This is a genomic window from Bacillus sp. FJAT-27231, from assembly GCF_001183975.1.
Lineage (GTDB): Bacteria > Bacillota > Bacilli > Bacillales > Domibacillaceae > Pseudobacillus > Pseudobacillus wudalianchiensis.
Genome location: NZ_LFZU01000001.1, coordinates 207,646 through 223,440 on the forward strand (window position 1 = coordinate 207,646; position 15,795 = coordinate 223,440).

A 15,795-nucleotide genomic window follows, 5' to 3' on the forward strand; every position below is an offset into this window, starting at 1 on the left:
GAGAGTTTTAATTGGACAGTCATCAGAAGAGAAAAATTGTCCAAAGTGTGCCGCAGAAAGGATTTTTTGGTCAACCTAAAGGGTTGTTTACACTATTTTTCACAGAGTTTTGGGAGCGCTTTTCATATTACGGAATGAGAGCGATCTTGCTTTATTATATGTATTACGAAGTGACAAAAGGCGGTCTGGGCCTTGATCAAGGAACGGCTGCTTCAATCATGGCCATTTATGGTTCACTCGTTTATATGTCAGGGATTATTGGAGGCTGGCTGGCAGACAGACTGCTTGGAACGTCTAAGACGGTATTCTATGGCGGTGTGCTCATCATGCTTGGTCATATCGTTCTTGCCTTACCTGCTGGTGTAAGCGCATTATTTATCTCTATGGCATTAATTGTTATTGGTACGGGTCTTTTAAAGCCAAACGTATCAAGTATTGTCGGCGACCTTTATTCCGATGAAGATCCGCGCCGTGATTCTGGATTTAGTATCTTTTACATGGGGATCAATGCGGGAGCCCTTATTGCACCGTTAATTGTCGGAACAGTCGGTCAGCAATACAACTTCCACCTTGGCTTCAGTTTGGCCGCCGTCGGAATGCTGCTTGGTCTTATTGTGTTTATGATAACGAAGAAGAAAAACCTTGGTTTAGCAGGAACTTATGTACCAAATCCGTTGACTGGTGAGGAAAAGAAGAAAGTCTTCAGCCGTCTTGGTATTGGCGCTCTTTTAATCGTGATTTTAGGTGCTGTTAGTATTTCAACAGGCTTATTAACGATTGAACGTTTTATTTTCATGGTTAGTATTTTGGGTATTGTGATTCCAGCTGTTTACTTCCTTGTGATGTACCGCAGCTCTAAAACAACCGAAGTGGAGCGTTCTCGCCTGCTTGCTTACATTCCGCTCTTTATTGCAGCGATGATGTTCTGGGCGATTCAGGAACAGGGTTCTATTATCTTGGCAAGATATGCCGATGAACGTACACAATTAAGTTTTGCGGGAATGGAATTACAATCTTCTTGGTTCCAATCATTGAATCCGTTGTTTATTGTAGCGCTTGCTCCTGTTTTTGCTTGGTTGTGGGTAAAGCTTGGCAACCGTCAGCCGACGACTCCGCGAAAATTCTCGCTCGGTTTATTATTTGCCGGTTTGTCCTTTATCGTCATGATCGTACCTGCGTACGTAAATGGAACAGAAACACTTGTGAACCCGATGTGGCTTGTACTGAGCTTCTTCCTCGTTGTGCTTGGTGAGCTGTGTTTGTCTCCTGTTGGTCTTTCAGCCACAACCAAGCTCGCTCCATCTGCTTTTACGGCACAAACGATGAGTTTATGGTTCTTAACGAATGCTTCCGCGCAAGCAATTAATGCGCAAATCGTCCGCTTTTACGCACCGGAAACAGAGATCATCTACTTCGGCGTTATCGGCGGTATTTCCATCATTCTCGGATTAATCCTTTATTTCGTTTCACCAAAAATTCATGGAATGATGAAAGGTGTTAACTAATTAGGGGCGGTCCCGTTGCTTTAAAGTGTTAAAAAGCCATTTGCTAGTTTGACTAGCAAATGGCTTTTTTTGTATTTCTTTTGTTATAGTAGAGGAAAGAGAGCGTGATAATGAGGTGAGTGAAGTGACAGAGAAGCTATTTTATGAGGATGCGTATATTCAGACTTTCACTGCCCGCGTAGTGGAGAAAGGGATGGATGAAGAAGGACGGAAATTTGTCGTTTTGGATGGAACGGCTTTTTATCCGGAAGGCGGCGGTCAGCCATTTGACACAGGGACGCTTAACGGAGTGCGTGTAATAGATGTACAAATCGTGGATGGAGTGATCCGCCATTATCTTGGGGGAGAGCTGGAGGATGAAAAAGTAAACGGCCGGATCGATTGGAACCGCCGTTATGACCATATGCAGCAACATGCAGGTCAGCATATTTTATCTGCTGCGTTTGAAGAGTTGTTTGGACTCCGTACGACAAGTTTTCATTTAGGAGAAAAAACGGTAACGATCGATTTAGATACGGACTCCTTAACTGACGATATCCTTCAGCAGGCAGAAGAAAAAGCTAATGATATTATTTTGGAAAATCGTCCGATCGAAACGGAATGGGTAACTTTAGAAGAGGCTTCCCGCTACCCGTTGAGAAAGGAACTGGCAGTGACAGGTGATATTCGGCTTGTGATTATTCCGGAATTTGATTATAACGGCTGCGGAGGAACACATCCCCGCAGTACAGGGGAAGTTATGGCTATTAAGCTTTTGAAGTGGGAGCGGCAGCGAAAGCAGGCTCGTCTAGAATTTGTCTGCGGTGGCCGGGTATTAAAGCAGCTTGGAGAAAAGCAAACAGTGATTCGAGAGCTTTCCCGTCTGCTCAACAGTCCTCAGGAAAAGATGATAGAGGCGGCGAGTCAGCTGCTAGAGGAGAAAAAGGTTCTGCAAATGGCACTCGATGAAATGCAGGAGCAATTGCTTGCGCATGAAGCTGATACATTGCTGCAAAAAGCGGTGTATAAAGAAGGATACAAGCTCATCGTACAGGTGTTTCAAAATCGGTCCATACAGGAGCTGCAAAAGCTCGCTCGGCTGACAACTGAATCTAACATGGCCGTTGTTGTGATTTTTGTGGTTGAACAAGAAGACAAGCTCCAGTTAACAGCAGCACGCGGAAAAGAAGTAAATGAGGTGGATTTGAAGAAAGCGGCGGCCTCAGTTTTTCCGCTCATCGAAGGCAAGGGCGGCGGCCAGCCTCACTTTATTCAAGGTGGCGGTCAACGAACAATGTCAGGTGAGGAATTAGCAAAGGTGTTCGTAGAAAGCTTATCCTCCACCTCGGCCTCATAGTATACAAAGCAAGATTTTTTATAATTTTAAAGCAGAAAGTCTCGTGAAGCTTTCTGCCTTCTTATAAAGCTCTGTTAAAGGCTAACGTTGATTAGGGTGCAAATCAACAGTCATATACAGGGGCTTTATAAAAAATAAAGGGGAGGGAGATCAGTGGTGGATAGAGAAAAAGCTAAACAACTAGCAAGCGAGTTTGCTGTAGAGTATGAGCAGTTGGTGAATGCAGTAAGCTGGGGAGTTGATAAGCGCCAGCTATTGTCCATCATTGCCCAGTACGCAGCGGCAGGACGGTCATTTTCAGCAAAAGAGTTTTTACAGCTATCTGATCACCTAAAGGCAAATTCAGGCTGGTTTTCAGGATTGAAAGGCTCCTTTAACTATTCGGTTACGGCTCTATTGATAACAGGATTTGATGATCCGTATAAGGGATTTGAGGACATGCAGAAAAGTTATCAACTGCTGATCGAAACGGGATTCCGGAAAACGATGTTTACTTATATTGCGGCTATTACCTTAATCGCAACGGTGGAAGCTGGCGAGGAACGAAAAAAAGTTGCTGTGCAGGCAAAAGAAATCTATGAAAAAATGAAAAAACACCATTATTTTTTAACTTCCCATGACGACTATCCGTTATCTATTTTGCTGGCCCAGCAAGACCAGAGTGAATTGATAGAGAAGATTGAATCTTATTATACAGAATTAAGTAAAGGGCCGTTTCGAAAAGGAAACGACTTGCAATTGCTATCTCACATTCTTGCACAAAGTGCCAGTCATGCTAGAGAAAGGAGCGTTGAACGAGCCATTCGTTGGTTTGAAGCATTTCACAGCTCGGGATTGAAAGTAAAGGGTCTTCACTATCCGTTAATAGGGCTGCTTGTATTAATCGATTCACCTGAAAATCTAATGGGAGAATTGCTCGTCCTAACGGAGGCATTCAACCAAGAAAAGCTCTTTAAATGGTATAAAGATATGGGCTTATTAATTGCAGGCCAGATCATCGTGCGCCAAAAAACAACCGAGGATACAGCAGCTTCCACAAGCTTTGCGGTCTCAATTGAAGCGCTGCTGCAGGCTCAGCAGGCAGCCATGACTGCAGCTATTTCGGCTGGAGCGGCCGCTGCTGCTGCTTCAGCCGAATAAAAAATGAATTGACAGAAAAGTTAATTACCTGTAAGATAAGGGTATTGAATGAATAGTAAGCGGGCATGGAAAGTCACTTCTATAAAGACTTCCTCTTTATGATCAAGTGAAATGGCCATTCTGCTGTAATATACGTAGAAACTGTCAAATCTGCTTTAGTCTCAAGAGAAGGAGACAAGGGCGCAGATTAAGCCAGTAATATCTTCTGTTATAGGGATATTGCTGGCTTTTTTCGTTTCACTTTCCATCATAAAATTCGAGGAGGGAAAAGAAACATGTGTAAAAAAACAGGCTGCGGAAAATGTAAAGACTGTCCAATGTTAGCTGCTCAAGAAAGAAAAGCCCAAAAGAAATTAGCTGCTTTAAAAAATGAATCTAAATAATTGTATCCAATATCTTTTAAATTAGCTACCTCTCTTTGGAGGTAGCTATTATTTATCTCTTTTATCCCTTGATTTAAAAGTGTTTATAAAATATTCTTGCAATTCTATAATTTTTATGCTAAATTTTTTGTATCCAATATCCAATGAGGATGAGGTTAATTTTTGATCAGGGGGTCCATTTATGAAATTTCAGCCCTCGAAGGACAAAACAACTGTCGTTAGTTATGTAACAAAAAACTTAAGACAGGCCATTTTAAATGGAACATTTAAGAAGGGAGAGAGGCTGATCCAGGAAGATTGGGCGAATACATTAAATGTTAGCCGGATGCCGATCCGGGAAGCGCTGGCCCAACTTCAAACTGAGGGACTGGTGAAGCTGGTTCCGCATAAGGGAGCGATCGTCACTCCAATTACAAAAGAAGACATTGAAGAAATTTATCATTTAAGGTCTTATTTAGAAGGGCTTGCTGTTGAAAAATCCCTTCCTTTTTTAACAGAAGAGGATAAGCGGGAATTGAGAGAAACAGTAGAAAAAATGGAAGCCCTGCAACTGACAGATGAAACGAATGACACCTATATTGCTTTAAATGAGAACTTTCATAAATTGCTGCGAAAAGGGTGTCCGTGGTCCAGATTGACAAAAGCGGTGGAAAACCTGGGGATCTCTCCAATTGCCCCTAGTTTGCTTGCAGACTATTACTCAGAAACACAACGAGAACATCGGTTTATTTATGAAGCGGCTGTCAGAAATGATCCTGCTGAGCTTCGGGCTGCAGTAGAATACCATCTTTTACGTACAAAAAATAATTTGATTTCCTACATGGCTGATTTAGAGTCGGCCGATGAAAAGTCATCCAAACATTAAAAATAGACAATAATAAAGGGGAAGATACCATGTACGACTTCGCTATCGTCGGCGGTGGAATCGTTGGATTGTCTACCGCAAAAGCTTTATATGAACGTTATCCGAATGCAAAAGTTCTTTTAGTGGAGAAAGAAGCTGAATTAGCAGCCCATCAAACTGGTCACAATAGTGGGGTTATTCATTCAGGTATTTACTACAAGCCGGGAAGCTATAAAGCTCGCTTTGCTCGCCAAGGCAGCAAATCTATGACTGAGTTTTGTAAGCAGTATGATATTGAGCATGATATTTGCGGGAAAGTAATCGTCGCAACGAAAGATGAAGAACTTCCACTTTTAGATAACCTCTATAAGCGCGGTTTGGAAAATCAGTTGGACGTAACGAAAATCGGCAAAGAGGAATTAAAAGAGATTGAGCCGCATGTAAACGGAAAAGCAGCGATTAAAGTAGCGGCTGCCGGTATCGTGAACTACAAGCAAGTAACAGAAAAGTTTGGTGAGATTGTTCAAGAAAAAGGTGCAGACATTCGCCTTAATACAAAAGTTGAAAATATTCATGAATCAAGTGATGGCATTACGATTGAAACGAATAAAGGTTCATTTAAAGCAAGATTTTTAATTAACTGTGCCGGACTACACAGTGACCGGGTTACGAAGCTTGCCGGTTATAAGACAGATGTCAAAATCATTCCGTTCCGCGGGGAGTACTATAAGCTCATCCCTAAAAAAAGACATTTAGTCAAAAACTTGATTTATCCAGTTCCAAATCCAAAGTTTCCTTTCCTTGGTGTTCACTTTACACGCATGATTGGCGGAGAAGTGGATGCCGGACCAAATGCTGTTCTCAGCTTTAAACGGGAAGGATACAAATTATCCGACTTTAACTTAAAAGATTTTGCGGAAGTAATGGGCTATCCGGGATTCTGGAAGCTTGCCAGCAAGTTCATGGGAGAAGGGCTGGAAGAAATGGCCCGTTCTATTAGCAAGGCGAAATTCGTAGCAAGTCTCCAAGAGTTAATTCCAGAAATTCAATCAGAAGACTTAGTGCCAGGACCAGCAGGTGTACGCGCTCAGGCTGTTAAAACAGACGGCGGCTTCGTTGACGACTTCCATATGATCAATGGAGAAAACAGCATTCATGTTTGTAATGCGCCATCACCAGCGGCGACGGCTTCGATTGAAATTGGAAAAGAAATTGTCAGCCAGATTGCTGAACAGCACCATTTAACAAGCGCAATTAGCTCGTAAGCGGAAAGGGGAATTTTTTATGATTAACTCAAGAGTAATGTTTATCGCAGGACACGCGCGTCTGCCACAAGGAATGGCAGCGAAGAGTGTGTTTGACACATTAACGATCACCGCAGAAGTTGACACCAAGTATGGAGTGATCATTGAAGCTTCCTGTACGCTGGCAACTGAACATGGCAGAGAATTTATCGGACAGCTGTTAAAAGGTGTTAGTCTGAAGGATGGAATTGACGAACCGCTCAAACAGCTTCAGCACTACTACAAAGGAAAAGCAGCTAATGCACTCGCTGCAGCGTTGAATGATTTACATCTGCATTATCAGCAAGTAGCAAAAAATTCGAAATAAATAAACAAATATATTGACAATTATGTGACGGCTGCATATAATAAAAGTAACCTAGAATTAAATATTCGCCTTATGAAAATAGCCTTTTCAATAAACGCGAATACTATTATAGAACGAATGTTTGAGTTGGAAAATAAAATAACAAACTGAAATATTTACTGTGACTCCATTTCCATGGAGCAATGAAGTAATTATTAGCCAGTTTACTATCCTTGAACGCAAAGGGAGTAAACTGGCTTTTTTATTTTTCCGGCCAGACAACACCATTATTACGAAACATATAGGAGGAATTATGAATGAGTACTTTAGAAAAACAAGGTAAAACATTTATCCAAAAAACAGCAGCTTATGAGGTGAAATCTCATCCGCAAAGCGATCGCTTGTACCACATTGAACTAGATCCTAAAGTGATCAGAGAATTTTTGGCAAAAGTGAAAGAAGAGCAGGTTTCTGTTCAACATTTGGAGTATACGCCTTACGCGAGATTGATCCTTGCTGATTACTTGCTTCAATTGACAGGAAAAGAGTTCCAGGACATTTTAAGAGGCATCGTTCATGACCGCGAAACAGGTGGCTTCACAATCGGTCTTCAAGGAGAAACGCTTGATACAGATGATTATGTGATTTTCTCTACAGCGATGACTCATATCGTGGGAACACCAAACTTTGACTCTATGACAGGGAAATACTATGCGCGATTTACTGTTGCTCATACTGATAATAGTGACTCATACCTTCGTCAAGCGTATCGCTTGTTCACGCTTCATACAGATGGAACGTTCGTTGATGAGCCAACTGATTGGTTGTTAATGATGAAAATGAAAGAGGAAAATGCAGTAGGCGGCGAGTCTCGTTTGCTTCACTTGGACGATTGGAAAGAGCTTGAGAAGTTTTCAACTCACCCGCTTGCGACTCATAAATTCACGTATAAAGCACCAAACAGTAAAAACGTTAGCCAGGAAGTACAACGTGCTACATTCTTTAATGACAACAACAAGCCTTGCATTTGCTATATCGACCAGTTTGTTTATCCAGAAACAATCGATGAAGCAAAATACTTGAAAGAGCTTTCTGATTCTATGGAAAATGATCAAAGTGTTATTGAGTTAAAACTTCCAGTTGGAGATCTTGTTATGTTGAACAACTTGTTCTGGTTACATGGCCGTGCTGCATTCGAAGTAAACCCTGAGTTAAACCGTGAACTTTTACGCCAACGCGGAAGATTTGCTGAAATTTAAATAAAATAAATAAGTAAAAAAGAGAATGCGGATTGTAGCCGTGTTCTCTTTTTTGTTATATGGAAAAAATGATTGTATGTTGAACAGAATTATTTATGCACTACTGAATAAAAAATAAATTATTTCTCTAAGAAAAATGTATTTATCATCCTCTTGTTACATTTTAATCCCAAATTCTTGTTTATTCTATAATAGTAAAAAAATAATTAAGCCTGTTTTAAACCGTTTATTGTTATTTTTTGAAAGAAATATGGGTGCTTTTTGTTCTTTTTTGTAATTTTGGCACGAAACTTGAATGAATATTTTAATAATTGACATTTTAAGCGGTTACAAACAGGAGGAATGATATATGCAAGAAACGGTTCAATTAAAGAGATCTTTAAGCTTATGGGCAATTGTCATGTTAGGGGTCGGCTATATGACGCCTATGGTGGCATTTGATACATTTGGAATTGTATCGGAGGAGACAGGCGGACATGTGCCGGCTTCCTACATTATCGCTTTAGTTGGAATGTTGTTTACAGCTGCCAGTTACGGGAAAATGGTTAGAGTTTATCCGGTAGCCGGCTCTGCTTATACGTATACACAAAAAACAATTAGTAAGAAGTTGGGGTTTTTTGTCGGTTGGGCTGCATTGCTTGATTATCTATTTTTGCCAATGGTCAATGCGCTTTTAACAAAAATCTACTTATCAGCATTGTTTCCTGAAGTGCCTGGCTGGATTTGGGTCGTTGGCTTTGTAGTTCTTGTGACGATTGCAAATTTATTTAGCGTAAATCTTGCAGCTAATTTTAATAATTTTCTTGTTCTTTTTCAGTTTTTAGTGATCGTTGTGTTCGTCGTACTGGTGGTGAAAGGGCTTAACAGTGGAGAAGGAGCAGGGACCGTCTTTTCATTCGTTCCATTTGCGGAAGATGGCATGTCTATCGGCCCGTTAGTAGCAGGAGCGACCGTTTTATGTTTTTCTTTCCTTGGGTTCGATGCGGTTACGACACTATCAGAAGAAACACCTAATGCTGTTAAAACCATTCCAAGAGCTATTTTCTTAACAGCGCTTGTAGGGGGCGTGCTTTTCATTACAGTATCTTATTTTACCCAAATGTTTTTTCCGGATGTATCGCGTTTTTCTGATCCGGAGGCAGCTTCTCCTGAAATCGCTTTATATGTAGGCGGCAAGTTGTTTCAGGCATTCTTCCTGGCAGGAACACTCACAGGAACGCTTGCTTCAGGGCTTGCTTCTCACACGAGTGTGTCGCGTCTGTTATACGTAATGGGACGAGATAATGTTATTCCTTCGAAGTTCTTCGGATACATTCATCCGAAATGGCGGACACCAGCATTGAATGTTGTCTTAGTAGGCTGCATTTCATTGATTGCGATTTTCCTAGATTTAGAAACAGCTACTTCTTTAATTAATTTTGGGGCACTAATTGCCTTTACGTTCGTTAACTTAGCGGTTATTTCGCATTATGTCATTAAAATGAAGAGATATCGGACAATCAAAGACTTTATTAACTATTTAGTATTCCCTGTCGTTGGCGCGAGCATTGTTATGGTATTGTGGGTACACTTAAATATCCATTCTCTTATTCTCGGAGTCATTTGGTCTGTTATTGGAATGCTGTACTTAATGTACATCACGAACTGGTTCCGTTCTCCTGTTCCGCAAATGCATATGGAAGAAGTACATGAATTATAAAATATTAAAGTGTAAAACCGGGACGACTAGCGAATGGGTGCGCTAGCTAGTCCTGGTTTTTTATTTCTTAGACCAATAAATCTTTTTATGCTTAAAATAATAGGCTATGCAATTAAGCATAAACAGGGCGTGGAGAATGAAAATGGCAAAGCTCTCAAAAGCCTATCTAGTATAGCGAGAATGAGATTTTTAATTTCTTGAAGCTTTGGCACGGAACTTGCTTCTTAATAAGTAACAAATAAAAATGAGGTGTTATAAATTGAGTACGAACGTACAGACAGCAGAGGCTAAGAAAACAACAGGACAACATCCTAAAGACAATCCGCAAGAAGAATTTAAATTGATTTTAAAAGAAGCGGTAGATATTCTTGGTTACTCTGAAGAAGTATATGACTTTTTAAAGGAGCCGATGAGATTTTTAGAGGTGAATATCCCTGTCAAAATGGATAATGGCCAGACACAAGTCTTCAAAGGCTACCGTGCTCAGCATAATGATGCGAACGGACCAACAAAAGGAGGCATCCGTTTTCATCCGGACGTAACAGCAGACGAAGTAAAAGCATTAGCTGGTTGGATGAGTTTAAAATGTGGCATTACCGGTCTTCCTTATGGCGGAGCGAAAGGCGGCATTATTTGTGAGCCGCGGAGCATGAGCATGAATGAGCTTGAGCGCTTAAGTCGTGGGTATGTTCGGGCAGTGAGCCAGCTTGTTGGGCCAACAAAGGATATCCCGGCACCTGATATGTATACGAATTCACAGATTATGGCTTGGATGCTAGATGAGTATGACCATATTAGAGAGTTTGATTCACCAGGCTTTATCACTGGAAAGCCGCTTGTACTAGGGGGATCAGAAGGACGTGAAACAGCGACTTCGAAAGGCGTTCTCTACACGCTGCAAATGGTCAGTGAATTAAAAGGTATGCCGCTTGAAGGAATGAAAGTCATTGTACAAGGATTCGGAAATGTTGGCGGTTACCTTGCTTACTACTTACATGAATTAGGAGTAAAGGTAGTCGGCATTTCAGATGCTCTCGGGGCTATTTATGATCCTGAAGGTCTTGATATTCCAGACTTGCTTAGCCGCCGTGATTCCTATGGTATTGTTACAGGCTTATTCGAGAATGTCATTACAAATGAAGAATTGATTGAACAAGAATGTGATGTGCTCATTCCAGCAGCAGTAGGCGGAGTCATTACAACAGAAAACGCTGATAGGCTGAAATGTAAATTTATCGTTGAGGCTGCTAACGGTCCAACAACAAAAGAAGCGATCCAAAAACTCGATGAACGTGGAGTTTTAGTCGTTCCTGATATTCTTGCTAACTCAGGCGGCGTGATTGTTTCTTACTTCGAATGGTGTCAGAACAACCAAGGCTACTATTGGACAAAAGAGTTAGTAGAAGAAAGACTGAAAGACAAAATTCACGCTAGCTTCTTAAATGTTCAGAATACCGCTGAACAATTTGGCATAAATATGAAGACTGCTGCTTATGTAGAAGGTATTCGCAAAATTGCTGAAGCCTCTGGATTGCGCGGTTGGATTAACCTTAATTAATTAGACAGCCGCCAAAAGTTTAAGGGGTGAGGTGGTCGAATCAGGGCGGCTCCGTTTCGGCATAGAAGGCAAATGATTGGGAAGTCATTGGCAGAAGGCGGAACAAATGGGAAAAATGATGCCAGCGGAGCAGCAGCTGATTTGATCCAGGGCGGGTAAATGTTGTAAAAAGCGGTTGTCCCACTTATATGAGGAAAAGGAGATGAGTACCATTGTTTGAAGAATTGATTACAAGTCCGTATAACGGAGTAGTTCAGCAAGTTCTCGTGAAGGAACACGTAAGAATCTATGAATGGGAGCCGCTATTTATGATTAAGAACGACAACGGAGAATTGCTTCCGGTTAAAGTGGGTGTCAGCGGAGAAATTCAGTCGCTTGAAGTCCAAGAAGGAGACAACGTCATTCCTGGCATGGTACTCGCTTACGTGAAAGAAGAATTAGTTGTGAGTGCTTGTGATTGATAAATAAGTAAATGGAGGAAGATGGTGTTTCCATCTTCTTTTTCTATTATTCTGTAAAAAGTTTGCTAAAATAATAGAAAGGGGACAGCTAAGAGGGGGATCGAAAATGTTTACGATTGATGAAAATAAATTAAATCCGATTGTTTCTATTGCAGTAGAAGATCAAGAGGATGGCAGCTTCATAGACATCAGTACAATCAAAGAACCGTTTATATTTATGAGTGAACATGGCAAGCTTACTTCTTACGTTCATTTAAAGAGTAACCGTCTAGCACACAAAGGACAAGTAACCTTCCAAACGCTGTTGTCTCAGTCCATTCCGATTGACCAAGTGTACCATGTGAATAAAATCATTTCATTGCCTGTTATTTTCCAAGTGATTGGCGAGCCGTTAACGATTATTAATGATGAAGAAGATTCTCCAATCGGTTATTTAAAACGAGAAGAATTGTTGGCGGAGTTGTTTAGACAAGAGGAACAGGGCGTTAATTTATTTAAAACCTTGCTCACCTCTATTCCAATGGGCATGTTTGTAGTAGACAGGGAAAAGAAGATCATTAACTGCAATGACGCTGGTTTGAAGATGATTAAGTCCACTGCGGAAAAGGTCATGAATAAGCCTGCTGAGTCTATCTTTGATAAGGAGCATATTGAAAGCGTCTTTGCGACAGGGAAAACTGTGTTAAACCAAGTCCAATTGACAGATGAGATGGGCGTTTTGCTGGATTATTGTCCGATCTCGACGCAGGATCAGAAGATTGAGGGAATGCTGATTGTTGTTCAAGATATTCCGACCATTGAAGATATGGCAATGGAGATTGAAGATATTAAAAACCTCAATACGGATCTAAATGCTATTTTATCTACTATTTATGATGAGCTGCTCGTTGTGAATAGTAAAGGCGAGCTCATACGCTATAGTGAAACTGTAATTAGTGGATTTTGGGATACCGATTTAAAAGATATGATTGGAAAAAGTGTTCTTGAATTAGAGAAGAAAGGCTTGTTCAGTCCGTCTGTCACAAGACTAGTGATGGAAAAAAAGAAAAAGGTATCCATTGTCCAAGAAGCAAGAAGCGGCAGAAAGGTACTCGCAGTCGGCAATCCTGTTTTCAACGAAAAGGGAGAGATTGACCGTATTATTATTGCTTCGCGGGACATTACAGAAACATCGCGCTTAAAAGATGAACTAAAGGAAATGAAAAAGATTTCGGAAAAGTATAAAAAAGAGTTAGATACTTTCAAAAATCAAGACCGTACGCTGAAAAAACTCATGTATCGCAGTCCTAAAATGGAAAAGATTATTCTCCAGGTACAGAAGATTGCTGAATTTTCTTCTACCGTGCTCATAACAGGTGAGTCAGGGGTCGGGAAAGAAGTCATTGCCCAAGCGATCCATCAGCTTGGCCGGCGCTCAAACAAGCCGTTTTTAAAATTGAATTGCGGAGCAATCCCGGAAAATCTGCTTGAAAGTGAACTGTTTGGCTATAAGAAGGGAGCTTTCACCGGGGCGGATAAAGAAGGAAAGGACGGCTATTTTAAAATGGCTGACCAGGGTGTGCTTTTCCTAGATGAGATCGGTGAAATGCCGCTCCATTTGCAAGTGAAGCTGCTGCGCGTGCTGCAGGAACAGGAGGTCATTCCAGTCGGCAGTACCGTGGCAGAGAAAGTAGATGTGCAAATTATCGCGGCGACGAACAAAAAGCTCGAGCAAATGGTGGAGCAAGGAACATTCCGAGAGGATTTATTTTACCGGCTAAATGTTATCCCGCTTCATATTCCTCCGTTAAGAGAACGGATAGAAGACATTTCAGTCCTCGCTTTTCATTTCCTTCAGCAGTTAAATGACAAGTACAACAAAAGCTTTTATTTAACACCTGATGCAGTGAATGTGCTTGAGTTTTATTCGTGGCCAGGAAATGTTCGGGAACTGCAAAACATCATTGAGCGGCTCGTTGTGTCGGCCGATGACCAGGCGATTGATGCAGAGTTTGTCAGCCAGTTTTTATCACTCGGTTATGACTTTAAGAAGGCACGTCCTATTATTACGAGAGTTGTGCCGTTGCAGGAAGCGCTTGAGGATGTAGAGGAGCAGCTGATCGTATTGGCGATGAAGCAATATAAAACAACAACAAAAGCGGCAAAAGCGCTCGGCGTCAGTCAATCATCTGTCAGCCGGAAATACCAAAAGATTATGGGAAGCAGAAAAAGTGAAAATGAAACTTCTCTCTACTAATATCAAGCTGTTTAAAAGTCCATCTATCGTGACTTTTGAGCAGCTTTTTTTGTGCAAAGTAACATGTGTCTAAAATGTGAACAAACGGTCTTTTTATTCACTAATTCATACATTATGCAAATTAGCATAAAAATAATGAATGTCCTAATTTTTTCCTTATGAAAAAAGCCTGTTAACACGCATTTTTGAGAAATATTTTAAAAATTTCAACTTGGCACGTTAATTGCATTATATAAAGCAAACGGAGAATAGGAGGATGAAAAGCATGTTAGAAACGCAAGCAGTAAAAACTCTTGATTTAAAAATGTACATTAATGGGGAATGGACAAACTCCAGTGACAATAAAACGCGTGAAGTATTCAATCCAGCTACTGGCGAGGTAATTGCTTACGCGCCTGAAGGTACAGTTGCGGATGCTAGAGCAGCTATTGCCGCTGCTAAGGAAGCATTTGAAAGCGGTGTCTGGTCAGATCTTCCGACAGTTGAACGTGCTGCATACTTATTAAAGATTGCAGATAAAATCGATGAAAAAGCTGAAGAGCTAGCAGCCTTGGAAACAATGAACAATGGTAAGCCGCTTCGCGAAGCAGGATTCGATATGGGAGATGCTGCCGCTTGTTTCCGTTATTACGCAGGCATGATCACTCAGCCGGACGGTGAAACGTACCATGTAGCAGATCCAATGCAAGCGATGGTTGTGAGAGAACCAGCTGGCGTGTGCGGATTAATTGTTCCTTGGAACTTCCCAATGCTTATGAGTGTTTGGAAAATTGCTCCAGCACTGGCTGCAGGAAACACAGTGGTTTTCAAGCCTTCTGAAGTAACACCGGTTACACCGACAAAATTAATTGAAATCATTGAAGAAGCGGGCGTGCCAAAAGGCGTTATCAATATGGTACACGGTGCGGGTCCTGTTGTTGGAAACGAAATTGCTTCTCATAAAGATGTAGACATGGTGTCTTTCACTGGCGGAACAAAAACAGGAAAGCACATCATGAAAACAGCTGCTGATACGATGAAGAAAGTTTCCTTAGAACTCGGCGGAAAATCACCAAATATCATTTTTGCTGATGCTGACTTTGAAGTGGCAGTAGATTACGCATTGTTCGGTATTTATTGCGGATCAGGCCAAGTATGCTCAGCTGGTTCAAGAATTCTTGTAGAAGAAAGCATCTACGATAAATTCATCGAGCGTTTCACAGAGCGTGCGAAACAAATTCAAGTGGGCAACGGAGCAGACCCAGAAACAGAAATGGGACCGCTTGTAAGCCAGCAGCACATGGAAAAAGTATTAAGCTACATCGAAATCGGCAAAGAAGAAGGAGCTCGCTTGTTATTCGGCGGAGAACGCTTAACAGAGAACGGAATGGATAAAGGCTTCTTCGTAGCCCCAACAGCGTTTGCTGATACGACACAAGATATGAGAATCGTTCAAGAAGAAATCTTTGGACCGGTTGTAGCCATTCAAAAGTTCAAAGATGAAGCAGAAGCAATCCGCTTAGCGAACGATACCGATTATGGTCTAGCAGGAGCAGTCTTCACGATTGATGGAGCAAAAGCACTTCGCGTGATTAAGAAATTGCGTGCAGGTATTACATGGATCAACTCTTACCATCCAACGTATAACGAAGCTCCATGGGGCGGTTATAAGCAAAGTGGTATTGGCCGCAGCTTAGGAACTTACGGATTGGATGAATTCCAAGAAATCAAACAAATCAACATCAACTTAGAAGTAGAACCAGTAGGCTGGTTTAAAAACTAATCAAAAATTGCAGGAGTGAAAA

At 41.3% G+C, this 15,795-nt stretch carries 12 protein-coding genes; all 12 read left to right on the forward strand.

The window, feature by feature from the left end; translation table 11 throughout:
- Positions 1 to 11: 11 nt before the first annotated feature.
- The 12 genes from AC623_RS01035 (at position 12) to AC623_RS01090 (ending at position 15,773) form a co-directional block, all read left to right on the forward strand.
- Entirely contained in the window at positions 12 to 1,505 is a 1,494-nt protein-coding gene (locus tag AC623_RS01035; RefSeq protein ID WP_049659618.1) for a peptide MFS transporter, read from the forward strand.
- A 115-nt stretch (positions 1,506 to 1,620) separates the two neighbouring features.
- Positions 1,621 to 2,841: an alanyl-tRNA editing protein gene (locus tag AC623_RS01040; RefSeq protein WP_331456974.1), complete on the forward strand. Its 1,221-nt coding sequence runs from the start codon at positions 1,621 to 1,623 to the stop codon at positions 2,839 to 2,841.
- 153 nt (positions 2,842 to 2,994) lie between these two features.
- Positions 2,995 to 3,981 carry a DUF4003 family protein gene (locus AC623_RS01045; protein ID WP_049659620.1) on the forward strand — a complete coding sequence of 329 codons (987 nt, stop codon included), beginning with the start codon at positions 2,995 to 2,997 and terminating at the stop codon, positions 3,979 to 3,981.
- 564 nt (positions 3,982 to 4,545) lie between these two features.
- Entirely contained in the window at positions 4,546 to 5,229 is a 684-nt protein-coding gene (locus AC623_RS01050) for a GntR family transcriptional regulator (RefSeq protein ID WP_049659623.1), read from the forward strand.
- 29 nt (positions 5,230 to 5,258) lie between these two features.
- Positions 5,259 to 6,473 carry an L-2-hydroxyglutarate oxidase gene (gene lhgO / locus AC623_RS01055; protein ID WP_049659624.1) on the forward strand — a complete coding sequence of 405 codons (1,215 nt, stop codon included), beginning with the start codon at positions 5,259 to 5,261 and terminating at the stop codon, positions 6,471 to 6,473.
- A gap of 19 nt (positions 6,474 to 6,492) precedes the next feature.
- The gene (locus AC623_RS01060) at positions 6,493 to 6,819 is read left to right on the forward strand and encodes a DUF3870 domain-containing protein (RefSeq protein ID WP_049659626.1); all 327 of its coding nucleotides are present in this window, start codon (positions 6,493 to 6,495) and stop codon (positions 6,817 to 6,819) included.
- A gap of 296 nt (positions 6,820 to 7,115) precedes the next feature.
- Positions 7,116 to 8,057, forward strand: a complete 942-nt coding sequence (gene glaH, locus AC623_RS01065; RefSeq protein WP_049659627.1) for a glutarate dioxygenase GlaH — start codon at positions 7,116 to 7,118, stop codon at positions 8,055 to 8,057.
- A gap of 349 nt (positions 8,058 to 8,406) precedes the next feature.
- Positions 8,407 to 9,756, forward strand: coding sequence for an APC family permease (locus AC623_RS01070; RefSeq protein ID WP_049659629.1), 1,350 nt, complete (start codon positions 8,407 to 8,409; stop codon positions 9,754 to 9,756).
- A gap of 244 nt (positions 9,757 to 10,000) precedes the next feature.
- A complete protein-coding gene (locus AC623_RS01075) occupies positions 10,001 to 11,314 on the forward strand; it encodes a Glu/Leu/Phe/Val family dehydrogenase (RefSeq protein ID WP_049659631.1) in 1,314 nt (437 codons plus the stop codon).
- 212 nt (positions 11,315 to 11,526) lie between these two features.
- Positions 11,527 to 11,775, forward strand: coding sequence for a hypothetical protein (locus AC623_RS01080; protein WP_049659632.1), 249 nt, complete (start codon positions 11,527 to 11,529; stop codon positions 11,773 to 11,775).
- A gap of 106 nt (positions 11,776 to 11,881) precedes the next feature.
- Positions 11,882 to 14,011, forward strand: a complete 2,130-nt coding sequence (locus AC623_RS01085) for a sigma 54-interacting transcriptional regulator (protein ID WP_049659634.1) — start codon at positions 11,882 to 11,884, stop codon at positions 14,009 to 14,011.
- Between the two features lie 265 nt (positions 14,012 to 14,276).
- Positions 14,277 to 15,773 (forward strand): aldehyde dehydrogenase family protein, encoded by a 1,497-nt coding sequence (locus tag AC623_RS01090; protein WP_049659635.1) that lies wholly within the window; start codon positions 14,277 to 14,279, stop codon positions 15,771 to 15,773.
- Positions 15,774 to 15,795: the final 22 nt, after the last annotated feature.

Excerpts from the sequence above, each read along its gene's own strand:
- AC623_RS01085 (WP_049659634.1), top strand. The coding sequence starts at position 11,882 with ATGTTTACGATTGATGAAAATAAATTAAATCCGATTGTTTCTATTGCA.
- AC623_RS01060 (WP_049659626.1), top strand. The coding sequence starts at position 6,493 with ATGATTAACTCAAGAGTAATGTTTATCGCAGGACACGCGCGTCTGCCA.
- AC623_RS01050 (WP_049659623.1), top strand. The coding sequence starts at position 4,546 with ATGAAATTTCAGCCCTCGAAGGACAAAACAACTGTCGTTAGTTATGTA.
- glaH (WP_049659627.1), top strand. The coding sequence starts at position 7,116 with ATGAGTACTTTAGAAAAACAAGGTAAAACATTTATCCAAAAAACAGCA.
- AC623_RS01090 (WP_049659635.1), top strand. The coding sequence starts at position 14,277 with ATGTTAGAAACGCAAGCAGTAAAAACTCTTGATTTAAAAATGTACATT.
- AC623_RS01070 (WP_049659629.1), top strand. The coding sequence starts at position 8,407 with ATGCAAGAAACGGTTCAATTAAAGAGATCTTTAAGCTTATGGGCAATT.
- lhgO (WP_049659624.1), top strand. The coding sequence starts at position 5,259 with ATGTACGACTTCGCTATCGTCGGCGGTGGAATCGTTGGATTGTCTACC.
- AC623_RS01075 (WP_049659631.1), top strand. The coding sequence starts at position 10,001 with ATGAGGTGTTATAAATTGAGTACGAACGTACAGACAGCAGAGGCTAAG.